The sequence below is a fragment of the Serratia sp. CY74737 genome (assembly GCF_052166775.1).
In the GTDB taxonomy this organism is placed as follows: domain Bacteria; phylum Pseudomonadota; class Gammaproteobacteria; order Enterobacterales; family Enterobacteriaceae; genus Serratia; species Serratia ureilytica.
Genome location: NZ_JBJNOF010000008.1, coordinates 156,608 through 176,536, shown reverse-complemented (window position 1 = coordinate 176,536; position 19,929 = coordinate 156,608). Strand labels below are relative to the sequence as shown.

The window sequence follows — 19,929 nt, the reverse complement described above, 5'->3', positions numbered from 1 at the left end:
CGAACGAGGCGTTCAGTATTTAGAATTTGTTGCCCGCCAGAGGCTCGCTTAGGCTGATTAAAACTAACTTATTCACATTTGGTTAACGTTTTTGTCACTTGGGGCGTCAGGCGATGGCGGATGTGCAGGTTCTCTCAGGTTTGTCCTGTCAGCAGTTCATTAACGGTCAGCTTATCGACGGCGAAGGCCAGCAGGAATGCATCGTCAATCCGGCCAACGGCGAGACGCTGATCGCCCTGACCGAAGCCTCTTCGACGCAGGTCGGCAGCGCGGTAAAAGCCGCGCAGCAGGCGTTCAGCCACTGGTCGCGCACCACGCCGGCCCAGCGCGCCACGCTGTTGCTGCGCATCGCCGACGCCATCGAGCGGCAGGCGCCGCAGCTGGCGCAGCTGGAAGCCCTCAACTGCGGCAAACCGCTGCATCAGGCGCTCAATGACGATCTGCCGGCGGCGGTCGACGTGTTCCGCTTCTTCGCCGGCGCAGTGCGCACGCAGCAAGGGCAGCTGGCCGGTGAGTATGTGCCGGGCCACACCTCGATGATCCGCCGCGATCCCATTGGCGTAGTCGCCTCGATCGCCCCCTGGAACTATCCGCTGATGATGGCGGCGTGGAAGATCGCGCCGGCGTTGGCGGCGGGCAATACCGTGGTGTTTAAACCGTCCGAGCACACGCCGCTGACTATTCTGGCGCTGGTGCCGGCGCTGCAGGAGATCCTGCCGCCGGGCGTGCTGAACATCGTCTACGGCGGCGGGGAAGGGGTCGGCAGCCAGCTGGTGGGGCACCCGCAGGTGCGGCTGGTGTCGGTCACCGGCGATATCGTCACCGGGCAAAAAATTCTTCAGGCGGCGGCCAAAAGCGTCAAGCGCACCCACCTGGAACTGGGGGGCAAGGCGCCGGTGATCGTCTGCGACGACGCCGATCTTGACGAAGTGGTCAACGGCATTCGCACCTATGGCTATTACAACGCCGGCCAGGACTGCACCGCCGCCTGCCGCATCTACGCGCAGGCCGGCATCTATCCCAAATTGGTGGACGCGCTGGGCGAGGCGGTCGCCAGCCTGCGCTTCGCCCGCAAGCGCGATCAGGACAACGAGATCGGCCCGTTGATAAGCAGCCGCCAGCGCGATCGCGTCGCCAGTTTTGTCGAGCGCGCGCTCAGCCAACCGCATATCGAATTGATCACCGGCGCCGCGGCGCACTCCGGGCCGGGATTCTACTATCAGCCGACCCTGCTGGCGGGCTGCCTGCAAAGCGACGAGATCGTGCAGCGCGAGGTGTTTGGCCCGGTGGTCAGCGTCACGCGCTTCGAGCATCTGGCGCAGGCGGTCGAGTGGGCCAACGACTCGGAATATGGGCTGGCTTCGTCGGTGTGGACGCAAAATATCGATCGGGCGCTGCACATCGCCGCCCATTTGCAGTACGGCAGCACCTGGATCAACACCCATTTCACCTTGGCGAGCGAAATGCCGCACGGCGGCCTGAAACGCTCCGGCTACGGCAAGGATCTGTCCAGCGATTCGCTGCAGGATTACAGCGTTGTCAGGCACGTAATGGCGAAGTTCAAAGCCAGCTTCTAGCGGTTCTATAAAGCAAAATCGGGCGGCAGCCGTTCCCTGCCGCACACAGATACGCAACACAGGGGTAATTACGATGAGAAAAACTACCGCAGTCACCACCACCGTCTCCGCGCTCTGTCTCACCGTGCTGTGCGGCCTGGCTCAGGCGGCCGATCTGCCGCAGTCGCTGGGCAAAGGCGAAGGCCGGCTGGATATCATCGCCTGGCCCGGCTACATCGAACGCGGCCAGTCCGACAAAAACTACGACTGGGTCACCCAGTTTGAGAAGCAAACCGGCTGTGCGGTGAACGTGAAGACCGCCGCCACCTCCGATGAAATGGTCAGCCTGATGGCCAAGGGCGGCTACGATCTGGTGACCGCCTCCGGCGACGCCTCGCTGCGCCTGATCTTCGGCAAGCGGGTGCAGCCGATCAACACCGCGCTGATCCCGAACTGGAAGAACATCGATCCGCGCCTGCTGAACGGCGCCTGGTATACCGTGGACGGCAAAACCTACGGCACGCCGTACCAGTGGGGGCCAAACCTGCTGATGTACAACACCAAAACCTTCCCGACGCCGCCGGACAGCTGGGCGGTGATCTTCCAGCAGCAGAACCTGCCGGACGGCAAGAGCAACCAGGGGCGGGTGCAGGCTTACGACGGCCCGATCTACATCGCCGACGCGGCGCTGTTCCTGAAAGCCACCCAGCCGCAGCTCGGCATCAGCGATCCTTACCAGCTCAACGAAGAGCAGTATCAGGCGGCGCTGAAGCTGCTGCGCAGCCAGCACGCGCTGATCCACCGCTACTGGCACGATACCTCGGTGCAGATGAGCGACTTTAAAAACGAAGGCGTGGTGGCTTCCAGCGCCTGGCCGTATCAGGCCAACGCCCTGAAGGGCGAGGGGCAGCCGATCGCCACCGTGTTCCCAAAAGAGGGCGTGACCGGCTGGGCGGATACCACCATGTTGCACAGCGACGCCAAACACCCGAGCTGCGCCTACCAGTGGATGAACTGGTCGCTGGAGCCGAAGGTGCAGGGCGACGTGGCGGCCTGGTTCGGATCGGTGCCGGCTTCACCGGCGGGCTGCAAGGCCAGCGCACTGCTGGGTGAGAAGGGCTGCGAAACCAACGGATTCAACCAGTTCGACAAAATCGCCTTCTGGAAAACGCCGCAGGCGCAGGGCGGCAAGTTCGTGCCGTACAGCCGCTGGACCCAGGACTACATCGCCATCATGGGCGGCCGCTAAGCCGCGGGGCGCAGCCCGCTGCGCCCGAATCACATCCGTATGGAGCACAGAAAATGACCATTGCCGTGCAATTCATCGATGTTTCGCGGACTTTCGGCGATGTTCGCGCCGTGGATCGGGTATCCATCGATATTCAGGACGGGGAATTCTTCTCCATGCTCGGGCCGTCCGGCTCGGGCAAAACCACCTGCCTGCGCCTGATCGCCGGCTTTGAACAGCTGACTTCCGGCTCGATTCGCATTCACGGTCAGGAAGCCGCCAACCTGCCGCCGTATCAGCGCGACGTGAACACCGTGTTTCAGGATTACGCGCTGTTCCCGCACATGTCGGTGCTGGAAAACGTCGCCTACGGCCTGATGGTGAAGGGCGTCGCCAAACGCGAGCGGCTGGCGCGGGCGCAAGAGGCGCTGGAGAGCGTGGCGCTCGGTTTCGTTGCCGAACGCAAACCGGCGCACCTGTCGGGCGGCCAGCGTCAGCGCGTGGCGTTGGCGCGCGCGCTGGTCAATCGGCCACGGGTGCTGCTGCTGGACGAGCCGCTCGGCGCGCTGGATCTCAAGCTGCGCGAGCAGATGCAGGGCGAGCTGAAGAAGCTGCAGCGCCAGCTGGGCATCACCTTTATCTTCGTCACCCACGATCAAAGCGAAGCGCTGTCGATGTCCGATCGGGTGGCGGTGTTCAATAACGGCCGCATCGAACAGGTGGATACGCCGCGCGAGCTTTACATGCGGCCGAAGACGCCGTTCGTCGCCGAGTTCGTCGGCACCTCCAACGTGGTACGTAGCGAGCTGGCGCAGCGCCTGCTCGGCGAAAGTCGAACCTTCTCGATCCGGCCGGAACATATCCGCCTGCTGGAGCAAGGCGGCGCGGCGCAGGACGAGATCCAGGTGCAGGGCACGCTGCAGGAAATCCATTACCAGGGCGCGGCCACACGCTATGAAATCGCGCTGAACGGCGGCGAAAAGCTGCTGGTCAGCCAGGCCAATCCGCAGTGGATCGCCGAAGGGCAACAGCGGCAGATCGGCCAGCCGATCGTCGCCTGCTGGCCGCGCGCGGCGATGGTGCCGCTGCTGGAGGAGAGGTGAGATGGACATGAGCATCGATTCCCCCTCGGCGCGCGGCGGCACCGTGCGCGCGCTGTCGACCTGGCTTTATCGCCGGCCGACGCTGTATCTGCTTTTGCTGCTGGTGCCGCCGCTGCTGTGGTTCGGCGCGGTGTACCTCGGTTCGCTGCTGACACTGCTGTGGCAGGGGTTTTACACCTTCGACGATTTCACCATGGCGGTGACGCCGGACCTGACCTTCGCCAACCTGGCGGCGCTGTTCAACCCGGCCAACTACGACATCATCCTGCGCACGCTGACCATGGCGGTGCTGGTGTCGCTGGCCAGCGCGGTGCTGGCGTTCCCCATCGCCTATTATATGGCGCGCTACACCAGCGGCCGCGTCAAGGCGTTCTTTTATATCGCGGTGATGATGCCGATGTGGGCCAGCTATATCGTTAAAGCCTATGCCTGGACCCTGCTGCTGGCGAAAGATGGCGTGGCGCAGTGGTTCCTGCAGCACCTGGGGCTGGAGCCGCTGTTGGCTTCGTTGCTGACGGTGCCCGGCGTCGGCGGCAACACGCTGTCGACCTCGGGGCTGGGGCGTTTTCTGGTGTTCGTCTATATCTGGCTGCCGTTCATGATCCTGCCGATCCAGGCGGCGCTGGAGCGCCTGCCGCCCTCGCTGCTGCACGCTTCGGCGGATCTGGGCGCTCGGCCGGCGCAGACCTTCCGTCACGTCATTTTGCCGCTGGCGGTGCCGGGCATCGCCGCCGGGTCGATCTTCACCTTCTCGCTGACGCTGGGCGACTTTATCGTGCCGCAGCTGGTGGGGCCGCCGGGTTATTTCATCGGCAGCATGGTGTACGCCCAGCAGGGCGCGATCGGCAATATGCCGATGGCCGCGGCCTTTACGCTGGTGCCGATCGTCCTGATCGCCATCTATCTTTCCATCGTCAAACGTCTGGGGGCTTTCGATGCACTCTGAACGCGCGCCCTTAGGGCTGAAGCTGGCCGCCTGGGGCGGACTTGTCTTCCTGCATTTCCCGTTGGCGATCATCGCCATCTACGCCTTCAACACCGAGGACGCGGCCTTCAGCTTCCCGCCGAAGGGTTTCACGCTGCATTGGTTCAACGTTGCCGCCGGGCGGCAGGACATTATCGATGCGGTGTTGCTGTCGGCGCAGATCGCCTGCCTGGCGACCGCCATCGCACTGGTGCTCGGCACCCTGGCGGCGGCGGCGCTGTATCGGCGCGATTTCTTCGGCAAGGACAGCATTTCGCTGCTGTTGCTGCTGCCGATTGCGCTGCCGGGGATCGTCACCGGCCTGGCGCTGCTGGCGGCGTTCAAGGCGCTGAACATCGAGCCCGGCATCCTGACCATCGTCGTCGGCCATGCGACGTTCTGCGTGGTGATCGTGTTCAACAACGTCATCGCCCGGTTCCGCCGCACCTCGTACAGCCTGATCGAAGCGTCGATGGATCTCGGCGCCGACGGCTGGCAAACCTTCCGTTACGTGATCTTGCCGAACCTCGGCTCGGCGCTGCTGGCCGGGGGCATGCTGGCGTTCGCGCTGTCGTTCGACGAAATCATCGTGACCACCTTTACCGCCGGCCACGAGCGCACGTTGCCGCTGTGGCTGCTGAACCAGCTCGGCCGCCCGCGCGACGTGCCAATCACCAACGTGGTGGCGCTGTCGGTGATGCTGTTGACCATGCTGCCGATCCTCGGCGCTTACTACCTGACCAAAGGTGGAGAAAGCGTCGCCGGCAGCGGCAAATAATTTCCTTACCCGACCTCTGACAAAAGGATAACCCTATGCAAAGCCAACTGTTGATTGACGGCCAACTGGTGAATGGCCAGGGCGCGACCCAGCCGGTGTATAACCCGGCGACCGGCGAAGTGATCGCGCAGGTGGCGGAGGCCAGCCCGGAGCAGGTCGATCGCGCGGTGCTGGCGGCGGACGCCGCGTTCGCCTCCTGGGGGCAAACCACGCCGAAGGAGCGCGCCGAGCATCTGCTCAAGCTGGCGGATCTGATCGACGAGCATGCCGAGACCTTCGCCAGGCTGGAGTCGCTCAACTGCGGCAAGCCTTATCACTGCGTATTGAATGACGAACTGCCGGCGGTGGCCGACGTGTTTCGCTTCTTCGCCGGGGCCAGCCGCTGCCTGACCGGCATGGCCGCCGGCGAGTATCTGGCCGGGCACACTTCGATGATCCGCCGCGATCCGCTCGGCGTGGTGGCCTCGATCGCGCCGTGGAACTACCCGCTGATGATGGCGGCCTGGAAGCTGGCGCCGGCGTTGGCGGCGGGCAACTGCGTGGTGATCAAGCCTTCTGAGCAGACGCCGCTGACCACCTTCAAACTGGCCGAACTGGCCGCCGGGCTGTTCCCGCCGGGCGTGCTCAACGTGCTGTTCGGGCGCGGCGCCAGCGTCGGCGATCGGCTGACCGGGCATGACAAGGTGCGCATGGTGTCGCTGACCGGGTCGATCGCCACCGGCGAGCACATCATCGCCCATACTGCCGCCGGCATTAAGCGCACCCATATGGAGCTGGGCGGCAAGGCGCCGGTGCTGGTATTCGACGATGCCGATCTGCAGCAGGTGGTCGACGGCATTCGCGGTTTCGGCTTCTACAACGCCGGGCAGGATTGCACCGCCGCGTGCCGCATCTACGCGCAGAAAAGCATTTATCCCGAGCTGGTCAAGCGGCTGGGCGAGGCGGTGGCCAGCCTGAAGATCGGCGCGCCGGACGACGAGACCACCGAGCTGGGGCCGTTGATTACCGCCCAGCATCTGGAGCGGGTGGCCGGTTTTGTCGAGCGAGCCAAAGCGTTGCCGCACGTGCAGGTGGTGACCGGCGGCGAGAAGGTGAAAGGGCCGGGCTACTACTTCCAGCCCACGCTGTTGGCCGGCGCGCGCCAGGACGATGAGATCGTGCAGCGCGAAGTGTTCGGCCCGGTGGTGACGGTGACGCCGTTCGACGACGAAGAGCAGGTGCTGGCCTGGGCGAACGAATCCAATTACGGGCTGGCGTCGTCCGTGTGGACCCGCGACGTGGGCCGCGCGCATCGCTTAAGCGCCCGCCTGCAATACGGCTGCACCTGGGTGAACACCCACTTCATGCTGGTGAGCGAAATGCCGCACGGCGGCCAGAAATTGTCCGGCTACGGCAAGGATATGTCGATGTACGGGCTGGAGGATTACACGGCCATTCGTCATGTAATGTTCAAACATTGATTTTACAGTAATTATCCGCACAATAGCGCGGCCTTCGAGCCGGCTCCGGCCGGCTGATGATAATAAAAATTGAAAGGAAGCCTATATGGGTATCACCAGACGCGATTTTCTCAACGGAGTGGCGATCACCATCGCCGCCGGGTTGACGCCGCTGCAAATCTTGCGCGCGTCGCCGCAAACCGCCAATCAAACCCTGTACTATCCGCCGGCGCTGACCGGGTTGCGGGGCAACCATCCGGGCTCGTTCGAGCATGCGCACCAGTTGGGGCGCGACGGCAAAACCTTTGATTTCGGCAGCGTGCCCGCCGTTGAAGAGTTCGATCTGGTGGTGGTCGGCGCCGGCATCAGCGGGCTGGCGGCCGCCTGTTTCTGGCAGCAACTGAAAGGCGAGCGGCAGCGCATTCTTTTGATCGACAACCACGACGACTTCGGCGGCCACGCCAAGCGCAACGAGTTCAACAGCGACGACGGCATGCTGCTCGGCTATGGCGGCAGCGAATCGCTGCAGTCGCCGCGCTCCAACTTCAGCCCGGTGGCGATGGGGCTGCTGCGCAAGCTCGGCGTCGATATCGACCAACTGGAACAGGCTTTCGACACCACCTTCTACCCGGATTTGAATTTGAGCCGCGGGGTTTACTTCGATCGCAAGAACTTCGGCGTCGACAAGGTGGTGAGCGGCGATCCGGGGCGTACGGTGGCGGACGACATTCCGCGCGATCGGCTCAACGGCCGTTCTTATGAAGCGTTCATCGGCGATTTCCCGCTGCCGGAAAGCGATCGCCAGGCGCTGATCGCGCTGCACACGGTGGAGAAGGATTATCTGCCAGAGATGACGCTGGAGCAGAAGGTCGAGTGGCTCGATACCCACAGCTATACCCAGTTCCTGCGCGAGAAGGTGGGCCTGAGCGAACTGGCGATCCGCTATTTCCAGCAGACCACCAACGACTTCCAGGCGGTGGGTATTGATGGCACCTCGTGCAGCGATGCGCGCATCTGCGATCTGCCGGGCCTTGACGGCATGAATCTGCCGCCGCTGGACGAAGAGTCGCAGGCGGATCTCGACGATCCTTACGTGTTCCACTTCCCGGACGGCAACGCCACGCTGGCGCGCCTGATGGTGCGCCAACTGATCCCGGCGGTGGCGCCGGCCGGCAAGGACATGAACGATGTGGTGCTGGCCAAATTCGACTACAGCCAGCTCGATCGGCCGGAATCGCCGGTGAAGCTGCGTTTGAACAGCACCGGGCTGCACGCGGCCAACGTCGGCGACAAGGTGGAAGTCACCTACATGACCGGCGAGAAGATGACCAAAGTGCGCGCCGGGCAGGTGGTGATGGCTGGCTACAACATGATGATCCCGTATCTGGTGCCGGAGATGTCGCACGAGCAGCAGGAGGCGCTGAAGCAGAACGTCAAGGCGCCGCTGGTGTACAGCAAGGTGGTGATCCGCAACTGGCAGCCGTTCATCAAGCTGGGCGTGCACGAGGTCTATTCGCCGGCCGCGCCGTACAGCCGCGTGAAGCTGGACTATCCGGTGAGCATGGGCGGCTATCAGCACCCGCGCGATCCGGATCGGCCGATCGGCCTGCATATGGTGTATGTGCCGACGCTGCCGGGCAGCGGCCTCAGCACGCGCGAACAGTCGCGCAAAGGGCGCGCGCTGCTGCTGGGCACGCCGTTTGAAGTGCACGAACAGATGATCCGCGAACAGCTGCAGGGCATGCTGGGCGAGGCCGGTTTCGATCATCAGCGCGACATTCAGGCGATCACCGTCAACCGCTGGTCGCACGGTTACTCCTACTTCCTCAACGGGTTGTTTGACGACGAAGACGAAGCCAAGAAAATCATCGAAACGGCGCGGCAGCCGATCGGCAAGATCGCTATCGCCAACTCCGATGCCGACTGGAGCCCGTACGCCAACTCGGCGATCGATCAGGCGTGGCGTGCGGTTAACGAACTGGCCTACGGCAAGGTTGCCGCCAAGGAGGGAGCATGAGTCTGCGTTCGCTGTACCTGTTGAGCCTGTTGGCCGCCGGCGGCTCGGCCCAGGCGATGTCGGCCGGGGAATACGTCGCCAAAGCCGGTGACTGCACCGCCTGCCATACCGCGCCGGGCGGCGCCGAATTGGCGGGCGGCATGAAGTTCCCGACGCCGCTCGGGGTTATCTACGCCACCAACATCACGCCGGACAAGCTGCACGGCATCGGCGCTTACTCATTCGAAGAGTTCGATCGCGCCATGCGTCAGGGGATCGCCAAAGACGGTCACCGGCTTTATCCGGCGATGCCGTACACCTCGTACGCCAAAATGAGCGCGGAAGACATGCGCGCGCTGTATGACTATCTGATGAACGAGGTGCCGGCGCAGAACGTCGCCAACCGCGACAGCGATATCACTTGGCCGCTGTCGATGCGCTGGCCGCTGGCGGTGTGGAATCAGCTGTTCCACGACGACCAGCCGTATCAGGCGGATCCGCAGCAAAGCGCCGAGTGGAACCGCGGCGCCTATCTGGTGCAAGGCGCAGGCCATTGCGGCAGCTGCCACACGCCGCGCGGTTGGGCGATGCAGGAGAAGGGCCTGGACGGTAAGGAGCCGGTGTTCCTGAGCGGCGCCGAGCTGGACGGCTGGTACGCCTCCAATCTGCGCGGCCTGCCGCCGGAAGAGGTGACGGCGCTGCTGAAAACCGGCCGCAGCCGCCATGCGGCGGTCGCCGGGCCAATGAGCGAGGTGGTGACCCACAGCACGCAGTACCTCAGCGACGGCGATCTGAACGCCATCGCGGTGTACCTGCGCAGCCTGGCGCCGGACACCGCCGCCAAACCTGCCTCATCTGCTGCGCAGGCGGATAATTCGGGCGGCAAGGCGACCTATGCAATGTACTGCTCGACCTGCCACGGCAATAAAGGGGAGGGCACCGACTTCGCCATTCCGGCGCTGGCAGGCAACGCCACGGTAACGGCGGATAATCCGCTGACCGCGCTGCGGGTGGTGCTGGAAGGGGCGCATACGCCGATCACGCAACGGACGATGGCGTTCGACATGCCGGCTTATGGCTGGGCGTTGAACGATCGTCAAGCGGCCGATCTGATGAGCTATCTGCGGGGAAGCTGGGGCAACCAGGCGGCGCCGGTGACGGTGCAGCAGGTGCAGGACGCGCGCCAACTGCAGGAGAAATGAAGGGGGAGCGCGGTCTGACGGCCGCGCTCCGCACGCATTACAGCACCTTATGCGGGCCGAAGCATTCGTAGTGGATGCGTTCGGCCTCTACGCCCATCTCCAACAGCTGTTTGCCCACGAACTGCATGAAGGCCACCGGGCCGCAGAAGTAATAGTGCATTTGCGGATCGGCCAGGCTGCCTTGCAGCGCGCTCAAATCCATCAATCCGCGGCTGTGGTAGTCGCGGCCTTCCACGTCATCGGCGCCCGGCTCGCGGTACCACACATGGCGGCTCAGATTCGGCATGCGCCCGGCAATATCCGCCACTTCCTCGGCAAAGGCGTGCACGCCGCCGTTTTCCGCCGCGTGCAGCCAGTGGACCTGCGCCTGATGTTGGCTGTCGTGCAGGCTGTTGAGCATGCCGAGCATCGGGGTTTGGCCGACGCCGGCGGAGATCAGCGCCACCGGCGTGGTCGGCGTCACGTCGAGGAAGAAGTCGCCGTGCGGCGGGGCGATGTCGATCACGTCGCCTTCCTGCGCCTGCTGGTGCAGGTAGTTGGACACTTTCCCCTGATCTTCACGCTTCACCGCGATGCGGTAGAACTCACCGTTCGGCGAGGTGGTCAGCGAGTACTGGCGAATTTCCTGATGCTCCAGGCTGTCGTGCTTGATGTAGACCGCCAGGTATTGCCCCGGTTTGAAGTCCGCCACCCGGCCGCCGTCCACCGGCGCCAGCACGAAGCTGCAGATCACGTCGCTCTGCGGCTGTTTCTTCAGGATGCGGAACGCGCGCAGATCGCGCCAGCCGCCGTTGTCGGTTTCGCTCTGCTGATAAATCTGCTCTTCACGCTGGATAAATACGTTGGCCAGCACGCCGTAGGCTTTGCCCCAGGCGTCCAGGACTTCCTGACCCGGGCTGAACATTTCGTCCAGCGTCGCCAGCAGGTGCCCACCGACGATGTTGTACTGCTCCGGCTGGATATTGAAGCTGGTGTGCTTCTGCGCGATGCGCTCCACCGCCGGCAGCAGCGCCGCCAGGTTCTCGATGTTGGCGGCATAGGCGCAGATGGCGTCGAACAACGCCTGACGCTGATCGCCGTTGCGCTGATTGCTCATATTGAAAATGTCTTTCAATTCCGGGTTGTGCGCGAACATGCGATCGTAAAAGTGGGCAGTCAGCTTCGGCCCGGTCGCAGCCAGCAGGGGAAGGGTGGATTTAACGGTGGCGATGGTTTGGCTATCCAGCATGGGAGCGCTCCTTGGGTTGGGATCTTGACGAGAATTTTAATGATGTATTTTAAATGCATCTTATTGAGTTCCACGCCGCTTGTAAATACCCTTGTTTTCGTTGCGGTGTTCTTCCGGCGTCGATCGCGCTCACAGAACATGAAAAAAGCGCATCGTTCGCATGAGGAAATGTCCGTTGATAAACGGCGGCGTTTAGCGGATCAAAGCCTTGCGCCGCCTTATGCCAATCGTTTGCGTAAAAACCTCTGTCAAGACCTATCTTCGGTGGGGCGAAACGGTTTACACTGTGGCCCAGAACCCAAACGGGTAGTTATTTGGTGATTTTTTAGTTAGCTGATTTAAGTCAGGAGATGCCGGATGTTAAAGCGTGAAATGAACATTGCCGATTACGATGCGGAACTGTGGCGTGCCATGGAGCAGGAAGTGGTGCGTCAGGAAGAGCACATCGAGCTGATCGCGTCTGAGAACTACACCAGCCCGCGCGTGATGCAGGCTCAGGGTTCCCAGCTGACCAACAAATACGCTGAAGGCTATCCGGGCAAGCGTTACTACGGCGGCTGCGAATACGTGGATATCGTTGAGCAGCTGGCTATCGACCGCGCCAAAGAATTGTTCGGCGCCGATTACGCCAACGTGCAGCCGCACTCCGGCTCCCAGGCTAACTTCGCCGTTTACACCGCGCTGCTGCAGCCGGGCGACACCATTCTGGGCATGAACCTGGCGCACGGCGGCCACCTGACCCACGGTTCCCCGGTTAACCTGTCCGGCAAACTGTATAACGTGGTGCCTTACGGCATCGACGACAAAGGTCAAATCGACTATGACGATCTGGCCAAACAGGCGCAAACCCACAAGCCGAAAATGATCATCGGCGGCTTCTCCGCTTACTCTGGCGTGGTTGACTGGGCCAAAATGCGCGAAATCGCCGACAGCATCGGCGCTTATCTGTTCGTCGACATGGCGCACGTGGCCGGCCTGATCGCCGCCGGCGTGTACCCGAACCCGGTACCGCACGCGCACATCGTCACCACCACCACCCACAAAACCCTGGCGGGCCCGCGCGGCGGCCTGATCCTGGCGAAGGGCGGCGACGAAGAGCTGTACAAGAAGCTGAACTCCGCCGTGTTCCCTGGCGGCCAGGGCGGCCCGCTGATGCACGTGATCGCCGGCAAGGCGGTGGCGCTGAAAGAAGCGATGGAGCCTGAGTTCAAGGTTTACCAGCAGCAAGTGGCGGTCAACGCCAAGGCGATGGTGGACGTGTTCCTGCAGCGCGGCTACAAAGTGGTCTCCGGCGGCACCCATAACCACCTGTTCCTGCTGGATCTGGTCGATAAAAACCTGACCGGTAAAGAAGCGGACGCCGCCCTGGGCCGCGCCAACATCACCGTCAACAAAAACAGCGTGCCGAACGATCCGAAGAGCCCGTTCGTCACCTCCGGCGTGCGTATCGGCACCCCGGCTGTGACCCGTCGCGGCTTCAAAGAGGCTGACGTGCGCGAACTGGCCGGTTGGATCTGCGATGTGCTGGACAACATCAACGATGAAGCCACCATCGAACGCACCAAGAAGAAAGTGCTGGATATCTGCGCCCGCCTGCCGGTTTACGCATAATCCCGCTTTTGCCTGATAAAACCCGCTGCGGCGGGTTTTTTTGTGGCCGCTCGCGGTAAACTGTGAGCTGTCTGGCACTCTAACGCATTGACGTGGAATGAAGATTGCGGGCAGGTGTGAGCTCTGTCAAAGTATTGCCCTCACTCCGGAGGGATCATGGTTCTGCAATCCACGCGTTGGCTCGCGCTCAGTTATTTCACCTACTTTTTTTCCTACGGCATTTTCTTACCGTTCTGGGGCGTGTGGCTGAAAGGCGAGGGCATCGCGCCCGAAACCATCGGCATATTGCTCGGCGCCGGTTTGGTGGCCCGCTTCCTCGGCAGTTTACTGATTGCTCCCCGCGTTAAAGATCCCTCTCATCTGGTTTCCGCGCTGCGCCTGCTGGCGCTGCTGACCCTGGCTTTCGCGGTTGGCTTCTGCTTCGGCAACGGCTGGGGCTGGCTGATGCTGGTGATAGCGGGGTTCAACCTGTTCTTCTCGCCGCTGGTGCCGCTGACCGACGCGCTGGCCGCCACCTGGCAAAAGCAGATCCGCATGGACTATGGCCGGGTGCGGCTGTGGGGCTCGCTGGCGTTCGTCATCGGCTCGGCGCTGACCGGGCAACTGGTGGCGGTGTGGGGCCATAACGCCATTCTCTACAGCCTGATCTTCAGCGTGCTGGCGATGCTGCTGGGCATGTTGCTGAAGCCGAGCGTGATGCCGCAGGGCGAAGCGCGCACGCACGGCGGGGCCGAGCGTTCGCTGTGGGCGCTGTTGAAAGAAGGGCCGGTGTGGCGCTTCCTGCTGTGCGTCACGCTGCTGCAGGGCGCGCACGCCGGCTACTACAGCTTCGGCTCCATTTACTGGCAGGAGGCGGGCTATTCGGCCTCGACCATCGGTTATCTGTGGTCGCTGGGCGTGGTGGCGGAAGTGATTATTTTCGCCAGCAGCAACGTGCTGTTCCGCCGCTGGAATGCGCGCAACCTGCTGCTGCTTTCCGCCTGTTGCGGCGTGTTGCGCTGGAGCCTGATGGCCTACAGCACCGAGCTGGGTTGGCTGCTGCTGATCCAAATCCTGCACTGCGGCACCTTCACCGTGTGCCATCTGGCGGCGATGCGCTTTATCGCCGCGCGCCAGGGGCAAGAGGTGATCCAACTGCAGGCGGTGTATTCGGCGCTGGCGATGGGCGGCGGTATCGCCGTCATGACGGTCATTGCCGGGTTCCTGTTCGAACAGTGGCAGGGCGGGGTGTTCTGGGTGATGGCGGCGGTCGCGGTGCCGGCCTTGTTCATCCGACCGCCGGCGGTCAGCGTCAGCCGGTGATTAAGGGGCTTCCAGCAGCGCGCGGATGGCCTGGCGCTGGCGGTTTTCCAGCGGCAGTTCGGTATAGATCAGCGGCGGGTGCGGAGCGCTGTGCACCGCCGCGTAGGGGGTGATCACCAGCGTGACGCCCTGCGGCGCTCCGCCGGACAGATAGTCGCTCAGCGGCAGATACTTGATGTTCAGCGGCAGCAGCGTGAGCTCGCGGATCTGATATTCCACTTCCTCTTCCAACTGCGGGTTATCCAGCGTCAGCAGCAGCACCTGTTTTTCCTGCAGCGCGTTGTCCTGCATCAGCCAGGCGCCGAAGCTGATGGCCACCAGGCCCGCCTCCTCGTTGGAAAAATGCACGCCGTACTCCTGCTCCAGCGGTTTCAACGCTTCCTGCGTGGTGCGCATCAGCCGCGGGTATTTGCGCACCACTTCTTCCAGCAGCATATTGTCGATGCCGATGGCGAAACGGCAGCGCTCCAGCGCCGGCGCCAGATGGGCGAACAGCTGGCTGACCAGCTCCTCCTTGCTGCTGAAAGCCATGCCGGACAGCTGCTGGAACCGCTCGACCATGCTGTCGATCGCCGTCATCAACCGCTGCTCATGCGCCGAGTCGTTGCTGTGGTAGCTGTGGCTTTTCAACAGGGTGAAGGTCAGCGCCAGGAAATCGCGCTCGTCCGCGTGCGGCGGCTGGTTAAACAGCCGGTTGCAGGTCTGATGCAGCCAGGCGGCGGCTTGCTGCTCCGGTTTTTGCCGCAGCCAGTCGCGCTGAACGGCGTCGAAACGCGGGTGTTGCTGCAGGCGGTTTTGCCAGGCGCAGTAGAGCAGATAATGCTGCAGGAATTGGCGGTCGCGCGCGTCAAAGTGACGATTGAGCAGCGGCTCGCAGGCGTCGAGCGCCTGGGCCAACAGCGATGTCAACTCGGCATCGGCCGCCAGCGCTTGCCGCAGGCGCGGGGCGAAATCGTCTTCGACGAACCGCGGGCTGCAGCGCAGGGTGCGCCTTAGCCAATGGAGCAGGCACAGGCGTTGGTTGAGCGCGCTGCCCCTCAATCGGTAGCCATGGTCGGGATCGACGGCGATCTCCAGATGGTGGAAACGCTGGATTTCACTGGCCACCTCGGCTATATCTTGCCGGGTTATCGGGGGGGCGACGCCATTGATTCGGCTGAGGGTCTCCAGCTGTAACTCGGGCTCCGGCGTGTACAGCATCAGCAGCAGATGGCAGCGCCGTTGTTGTCCGGAGAGCTCAGGCACGGGAGAGGTGTCCAGGCTCATATCACCTTCCGGCATAAAAGGTTGCGATTATGCCTAAGCATAGCAAAAGGCTTTGTACCGGCAGGGTTAACGCGCGGCTTTTACTTCGGCTTACAACTTTCGTCACAAATATCGCCGGCAGAGGCGGGCCGTTCGACATTTATTTGTGTTACGTTATAACAAATATAGGTAAAGCAGGATAATGATGAAGTTACGTCGACTTTTGGCTGCCTTTGGCGCCGTGTTCAGCGCCGGTGCGATCGCGCATCCGCACAGCTTTATCGATATGAACACCACCTTCGTCGCCAGGGACCAGCGGTTGGTCGGCCTGAAAATGGTGTGGGTGATGGATGAAATCACCTCGGCGGATCTGCTCTACGATGCGAAAAATGCCAAGAGCGATTCGGAAGTGTGGAAAAAGCTGGCGGCGGAAGTGATGGCCAACGTGCTGGGGCAGCACTATTTCACCGACCTTTACCGCGGCGGCAAGCCGGTGAAATACCTGAACTTGCCCAGCGAATATCACCTGTCGCGCCAGGGCAACCAGGCGGTACTGGAGTTCGTGCTGCCGTTGGCCGAGCCGCAACCGCTGGCGGGCAAGCCGTTCGAGCTTTCTACTTACGATCCGACTTATTTCGTGGATATGACCTATAAAGACCAAAATGCGCTGCATTTGCCGCCGGAGATGGCGCAGCAGTGCAGCTACAAGCTGATGACGCCGAAGCCGAATGCGTCGCTGCAGGCCTATGCGCTGTCGCTCGACAAGAACGACTCGCCCGGTGAAGACCTGGCACTGGGGCAGCAGTTCGCCCAGCGGGTGACGCTGCAATGTCGCTGAATCTCTCGCAACCGACGATAAACCGGCGCCACTGGGCTTTCGGCCTGTGGCCGCTGCTGCCGTTCACGCTGGCGCTGGCGGCCGCCGCGCTGCTGGCGTGGCACTATTGGCCGCAGCTGCTGATGCAGAGCGTGGTATGGCAAAAAGCGCTGCACCAGCAGATGGCGGGGTTGTTGCAGCAGGTGAAGGCCGCGCCGCAGCAGGCAGGGTTGGCGCTGACGCTGTTCAGCCTCGGCTATGGCGTTTTGCATGCGCTCGGCCCCGGCCACGGCAAAGTGGTGATCGCCACCTATCTGGCTACTCACCCGGCGCGGCTGAAAAGCAGCCTGAAGCTGACCTTCGCCGCTTCGCTGGTGCAGGGCGGGGTGGCGATCGCGCTGGTTACGCTGATGCTGGTGGTATTGCAGCTCTCTTCGCGCCAGCTGCACCAAAGCAGCTTCTGGCTGGAGAAGGGCAGCTTTATTTTGGTGATGTTGCTTGGCGTGTTGCTGAGTTGGCGCGCGCTGAAACGTCTGTTTGCGGCGATCAAGGCGATGCGCCCGGCGCCGGCGCTGCGCATCAACAGCCTGACGCCGCTGGCGGCGGAGCATGTGCACAGCGCCGATTGCGGCTGCGGCCACCGGCATCTGCCGAGCGACAGCGAGCTGCAGGCGGGAAGCGATTGGCGCACCCAGACCGCCATCGTGCTGGCGATGGGCATGCGTCCCTGTTCGGGGGCGATTTTGGTGCTGCTGTTCTCCAAGGTGATCGGCGTGTTCGGCTGGGGAGTGATCTCCGCGCTGGCGATGGCGTTCGGCACGTCGTTGACCATCTCCATGCTGGCGCTGCTGGTGCATTACAGCCGACGGCTGGCGGTGCGCCTTAGCCGCTCGCGTGCGCCCGCCGCCTGGAGCGCGGTGGCCTGGGGCTCGTTGGCGCTGGCCGGGGGCCTGATCCTGTTGGCCGCCGGGCTGTTGCTGTACGTCAGCGCGCAGCCGGAATTCGGCAGCGGCATCCGCCCCTTCTCCCGCTGACGGGCATAAAAAAAGCGCTGCATCGGCAGCGCTTTTTTCGATTCGCTTCTGGCGATTAACGCTTCAGCGCTTCGCTCAGTTCTTCGCGCATGGTGGCCAACATGGCTTTCACGACGCGCGGGTTGCCTGCTACCACGTTGCCGGAGCTGAAGTGGTTGTGGCCGCCGACGAAGTCGGTGACCAGGCCGCCGGATTCACGCACCAGCAGTTCGCCCGCGGCGAAGTCCCACGGCTTCAGGCCGATTTCGAAGAAACCGTCTACGCGGCCGGCGGCCACATAGGCCAGATCCAGCGCAGCGGAACCGGTGCGGCGGAAGTCCGCGCACTGGGTGAACAGCTTGCCGACGATGTTGATGTAAGGCGTGGCGTGCTGTTTGACTTTGAACGGGAAGCCGGTCGCCAGGATGGTGCCATCCAGATCTTTGGCGTTGGTGCCGCGCAGACGGTAACCGTTGAGCTGGGCGCCCTGACCGCGCGTGGCGGTGAACAGTTCGTTGCGCATCGGATCGTAAACCACGGCCACTTCAGTGCGGCCTTTGATGCGTACGGCGATGGAAACGGAGAAATGAGGGAAACGTTTGATGAAGTTTGCAGTGCCATCCAGTGGATCGATCACCCATTGCACATCGCGATCTTCGCCGATCAGCTCACCGCGTTCTTCGCTCACGATACTGTGTTGCGGATAAGACTTGCGGATGACGTCGATGATCAGATGCTCTGCATCGCGATCGACGTTGGTGACGAAGTCATTGGTCCCTTTCTGGCTCGCTTCTACAGCGTCCGGGGTTTCGTAGTTTTTGGCAATCAGGTTACCGGCCTTGCGCGCAGCGCGCACGGCGATAGTCAGCATCGGATGCATGGGTATCTTCCAACTAGGATGTTAAAGAACAGGAAACGGCGCGAAGTATAGCAGCTGTTCGGCAAATTGCCTACGGCTGTGTTAAGATGCTGCGATTTTCCGCCACGCTCAGAGTTTGTATGCTGCACAATATCCGCATTGTTCTGGTAGAGACTTCACATACCGGCAACATGGGCTCGACCGCCAGAGCCATGAAAACTATGGGGTTAACCAACCTTTATCTGGTTAATCCGCTGATCAAACCCGATTCTCAGGCCATCGCCCTGGCCGCCGGCGCCAGCGACGTGATCGGCAACGCCACTATCGTCGATACCCTCGATGACGCCATCGCCGGCTGTAGCCTGGTGGTGGGCACTAGCGCGCGCTCTCGCACCCTGCCGTGGCCGATGCTGGAGCCGCGCGAATGCGGTGTGCGCGCCGTGCACGAGGGCGAGCACGCGCCGGTGGCGCTGGTGTTCGGCCGTGAACGCGTCGGGCTGACCAACGATGAATTGCAGAAGTGCCACTACCACGTCGCCATTCCGGCCAACCCGGACTACAGCTCGCTGAACCTGGCGATGGCGGTGCAGATCCTGGCGTACGAAGTGCGCGTGGCTTACCTCGATCGCCAACAGGCGGGCGCGCCACAGCTGGAAGAGACGCCGTATCCGCTGGTGGACGACCTTGAGCGTTTCTATCAGCACCTTGAGCAGACGCTGCAGCGTACCGGCTTCATTCGCCCGTCCCATCCGGGCCAGGTGATGAGCCGCCTGCGTCGGCTGTTCACCCGCGCGCGCCCGGAAGGGCAGGAGCTGAATATCCTGCGCGGCATGCTGACCTCGATCGAGAAACAGGATAAACATCAAGGTAATTAATTGATGTGGCATAACGGTGGGCGACAATAGTATTAGTTATCCAAAGGTTATAACATGTATTTTATATACCTTTGTTCTTGCTAAGTTCAAAACGTGCTAATACTTGAGTTAATTACTAGGTTAAATAGTTGACTGTTTTACTCAGGAATGTCAGACTTTCGGCCATATTTGACCAACAGGTAACCATTGAGCTATGAGACTGACATCCAAAGGCCGTTATGCCGTAACCGCTATGCTCGACGTAGCGCTGCATTCCCAGGAAGGGCCGGTGCCACTGGCGGACATTTCCGAACGCCAGGGTATTTCGCTCTCTTATCTGGAACAATTATTCTCCCGTCTGCGCAAGAATGGCCTGGTGGCCAGCGTGCGCGGTCCGGGCGGTGGTTATCTGCTGGGTAAAGACGCGGGTGAGATCGCCGTTGGCGCTGTCATCACTGCCGTCGATGAATCGGTAGATGCAACCCGTTGCCAGGGCAAAGAAGGCTGTCAGGGCGGCGATCGCTGCTTGACCCACGCCCTGTGGCGCGATCTGAGCGAGCGCATCAGCGGGTTCCTGAACAACATTACGCTGGCTGAACTGGTCAACAACCAGGAAGTGCTGGTGGTGGCGGATCGTCAAAACAACGATACGCGCCGCACGGCCAACGGTCGTCCGCAAGAAACTATCAACGTTAATCTGCGCGCATAAGCAGCTGGCGAAATTATTTTAGTTT

At 62.2% G+C, this 19,929-nt stretch carries 17 protein-coding genes; 14 read left to right on the top strand and 3 right to left on the bottom strand.

Features of this window, described 5'->3' with window-relative positions; genetic code table 11:
- Window positions 1-113 precede the first annotated feature (113 nt).
- From ACJ8PE_RS13635 to ACJ8PE_RS13600, 8 genes are all read left to right on the top strand, one after another.
- Window positions 114-1,577 carry a gamma-aminobutyraldehyde dehydrogenase gene (locus ACJ8PE_RS13635; protein WP_142075911.1) on the top strand — a complete coding sequence of 488 codons (1,464 nt, stop codon included), beginning with the start codon at window positions 114-116 and terminating at the stop codon, window positions 1,575-1,577.
- Between the two features lie 73 nt (window positions 1,578-1,650).
- A complete protein-coding gene (gene ydcS / locus ACJ8PE_RS13630; protein WP_025303928.1) occupies window positions 1,651-2,805 on the top strand; it encodes a putative ABC transporter substrate-binding protein YdcS in 1,155 nt (384 codons plus the stop codon).
- A gap of 53 nt (window positions 2,806-2,858) precedes the next feature.
- Window positions 2,859-3,887 (top strand): ABC transporter ATP-binding protein, encoded by a 1,029-nt coding sequence (locus tag ACJ8PE_RS13625; RefSeq protein ID WP_015378790.1) that lies wholly within the window; start codon window positions 2,859-2,861, stop codon window positions 3,885-3,887.
- 1 nt (window position 3,888) lies between these two features.
- On the top strand, window positions 3,889-4,833 hold the full coding sequence (locus ACJ8PE_RS13620; RefSeq protein ID WP_025303927.1) for an ABC transporter permease: 945 nt from the start codon (window positions 3,889-3,891) through the stop codon (window positions 4,831-4,833).
- Window positions 4,823-5,629: an ABC transporter permease gene (locus ACJ8PE_RS13615; protein WP_016929774.1), complete on the top strand. Its 807-nt coding sequence runs from the start codon at window positions 4,823-4,825 to the stop codon at window positions 5,627-5,629. The genes ACJ8PE_RS13620 and ACJ8PE_RS13615 overlap by 11 nt, the downstream gene beginning before the upstream one ends.
- A gap of 35 nt (window positions 5,630-5,664) precedes the next feature.
- A complete protein-coding gene (gene patD, locus ACJ8PE_RS13610) occupies window positions 5,665-7,089 on the top strand; it encodes an aminobutyraldehyde dehydrogenase (protein ID WP_442536766.1) in 1,425 nt (474 codons plus the stop codon).
- A gap of 85 nt (window positions 7,090-7,174) precedes the next feature.
- Window positions 7,175-9,085, top strand: a complete 1,911-nt coding sequence (locus ACJ8PE_RS13605; protein WP_069100606.1) for an NAD(P)-binding protein — start codon at window positions 7,175-7,177, stop codon at window positions 9,083-9,085.
- Window positions 9,082-10,266 (top strand): c-type cytochrome, encoded by a 1,185-nt coding sequence (locus ACJ8PE_RS13600; RefSeq protein ID WP_197760248.1) that lies wholly within the window; start codon window positions 9,082-9,084, stop codon window positions 10,264-10,266. Before ACJ8PE_RS13605 ends, ACJ8PE_RS13600 begins: the two co-directional genes overlap by 4 nt.
- A gap of 37 nt (window positions 10,267-10,303) precedes the next feature.
- Here the strand turns inward: ACJ8PE_RS13600 and hmpA are convergent, their stop codons facing one another.
- Window positions 10,304-11,494, bottom strand: a complete 1,191-nt coding sequence (hmpA, locus tag ACJ8PE_RS13595; RefSeq protein ID WP_197793457.1) for an NO-inducible flavohemoprotein — start codon at window positions 11,492-11,494, stop codon at window positions 10,304-10,306.
- A gap of 357 nt (window positions 11,495-11,851) precedes the next feature.
- On the opposite strand from hmpA, the gene glyA reads away from it, so the two are divergent.
- Both glyA and ACJ8PE_RS13585 read left to right on the top strand, forming a co-directional pair.
- Complete coding sequence (gene glyA / locus ACJ8PE_RS13590; protein WP_025303922.1) at window positions 11,852-13,105, top strand: serine hydroxymethyltransferase; 1,254 nt, start codon at window positions 11,852-11,854, stop codon at window positions 13,103-13,105.
- A 156-nt stretch (window positions 13,106-13,261) separates the two neighbouring features.
- Entirely contained in the window at window positions 13,262-14,407 is a 1,146-nt protein-coding gene (locus ACJ8PE_RS13585) for a 3-phenylpropionate MFS transporter (RefSeq protein ID WP_197760246.1), read from the top strand.
- On the opposite strand, the gene csiE is transcribed toward ACJ8PE_RS13585, so the two are convergent.
- Window positions 14,408-15,673 carry a stationary phase inducible protein CsiE gene (csiE, locus tag ACJ8PE_RS13580; protein WP_197760245.1) on the bottom strand — a complete coding sequence of 422 codons (1,266 nt, stop codon included), beginning with the start codon at window positions 15,671-15,673 and terminating at the stop codon, window positions 14,408-14,410.
- Window positions 15,674-15,854: 181 nt separating this feature from the next.
- Here csiE and ACJ8PE_RS13575 point away from each other — a divergent pair, with 181 nt between their 5' ends.
- Window positions 15,855-16,490, top strand: coding sequence for a DUF1007 family protein (locus tag ACJ8PE_RS13575; RefSeq protein ID WP_197760244.1), 636 nt, complete (start codon window positions 15,855-15,857; stop codon window positions 16,488-16,490).
- Window positions 16,481-17,503 (top strand): nickel/cobalt transporter, encoded by a 1,023-nt coding sequence (locus ACJ8PE_RS13570; RefSeq protein WP_197760243.1) that lies wholly within the window; start codon window positions 16,481-16,483, stop codon window positions 17,501-17,503. The genes ACJ8PE_RS13575 and ACJ8PE_RS13570 overlap by 10 nt, the downstream gene beginning before the upstream one ends.
- Before the next feature lie 55 nt (window positions 17,504-17,558).
- Here the strand turns inward: ACJ8PE_RS13570 and suhB are convergent, their stop codons facing one another.
- Window positions 17,559-18,362, bottom strand: a complete 804-nt coding sequence (gene suhB, locus ACJ8PE_RS13565) for an inositol-1-monophosphatase (protein ID WP_033644096.1) — start codon at window positions 18,360-18,362, stop codon at window positions 17,559-17,561.
- 119 nt (window positions 18,363-18,481) lie between these two features.
- Here suhB and trmJ point away from each other — a divergent pair, with 119 nt between their 5' ends.
- Together trmJ and iscR are read left to right on the top strand one after the other, a co-directional pair.
- Window positions 18,482-19,216, top strand: a complete 735-nt coding sequence (trmJ, locus tag ACJ8PE_RS13560) for a tRNA (cytosine(32)/uridine(32)-2'-O)-methyltransferase TrmJ (RefSeq protein ID WP_025303916.1) — start codon at window positions 18,482-18,484, stop codon at window positions 19,214-19,216.
- Between the two features lie 193 nt (window positions 19,217-19,409).
- The gene (iscR, locus tag ACJ8PE_RS13555; RefSeq protein WP_004941404.1) at window positions 19,410-19,904 is read left to right on the top strand and encodes a Fe-S cluster assembly transcriptional regulator IscR; all 495 of its coding nucleotides are present in this window, start codon (window positions 19,410-19,412) and stop codon (window positions 19,902-19,904) included.
- Window positions 19,905-19,929: the final 25 nt, after the last annotated feature.

What these genes read in the sequence shown, in the direction of transcription:
- ACJ8PE_RS13635 (WP_142075911.1), top strand. Translation starts at nt 114, where the DNA reads ATGGCGGATGTGCAGGTTCTCTCAGGTTTGTCCTGTCAGCAGTTCATT.
- ydcS (WP_025303928.1), top strand. Translation starts at nt 1,651, where the DNA reads ATGAGAAAAACTACCGCAGTCACCACCACCGTCTCCGCGCTCTGTCTC.
- ACJ8PE_RS13625 (WP_015378790.1), top strand. Translation starts at nt 2,859, where the DNA reads ATGACCATTGCCGTGCAATTCATCGATGTTTCGCGGACTTTCGGCGAT.
- ACJ8PE_RS13620 (WP_025303927.1), top strand. Translation starts at nt 3,889, where the DNA reads ATGGACATGAGCATCGATTCCCCCTCGGCGCGCGGCGGCACCGTGCGC.
- ACJ8PE_RS13615 (WP_016929774.1), top strand. Translation starts at nt 4,823, where the DNA reads ATGCACTCTGAACGCGCGCCCTTAGGGCTGAAGCTGGCCGCCTGGGGC.
- patD (WP_442536766.1), top strand. Translation starts at nt 5,665, where the DNA reads ATGCAAAGCCAACTGTTGATTGACGGCCAACTGGTGAATGGCCAGGGC.
- ACJ8PE_RS13605 (WP_069100606.1), top strand. Translation starts at nt 7,175, where the DNA reads ATGGGTATCACCAGACGCGATTTTCTCAACGGAGTGGCGATCACCATC.
- ACJ8PE_RS13600 (WP_197760248.1), top strand. Translation starts at nt 9,082, where the DNA reads ATGAGTCTGCGTTCGCTGTACCTGTTGAGCCTGTTGGCCGCCGGCGGC.
- hmpA (WP_197793457.1), bottom strand. Translation starts at nt 11,494, where the DNA reads ATGCTGGATAGCCAAACCATCGCCACCGTTAAATCCACCCTTCCCCTG.
- glyA (WP_025303922.1), top strand. Translation starts at nt 11,852, where the DNA reads ATGTTAAAGCGTGAAATGAACATTGCCGATTACGATGCGGAACTGTGG.
- ACJ8PE_RS13585 (WP_197760246.1), top strand. Translation starts at nt 13,262, where the DNA reads ATGGTTCTGCAATCCACGCGTTGGCTCGCGCTCAGTTATTTCACCTAC.
- csiE (WP_197760245.1), bottom strand. Translation starts at nt 15,673, where the DNA reads ATGAGCCTGGACACCTCTCCCGTGCCTGAGCTCTCCGGACAACAACGG.
- ACJ8PE_RS13575 (WP_197760244.1), top strand. Translation starts at nt 15,855, where the DNA reads ATGATGAAGTTACGTCGACTTTTGGCTGCCTTTGGCGCCGTGTTCAGC.
- ACJ8PE_RS13570 (WP_197760243.1), top strand. Translation starts at nt 16,481, where the DNA reads ATGTCGCTGAATCTCTCGCAACCGACGATAAACCGGCGCCACTGGGCT.
- suhB (WP_033644096.1), bottom strand. Translation starts at nt 18,362, where the DNA reads ATGCATCCGATGCTGACTATCGCCGTGCGCGCTGCGCGCAAGGCCGGT.
- trmJ (WP_025303916.1), top strand. Translation starts at nt 18,482, where the DNA reads ATGCTGCACAATATCCGCATTGTTCTGGTAGAGACTTCACATACCGGC.
- iscR (WP_004941404.1), top strand. Translation starts at nt 19,410, where the DNA reads ATGAGACTGACATCCAAAGGCCGTTATGCCGTAACCGCTATGCTCGAC.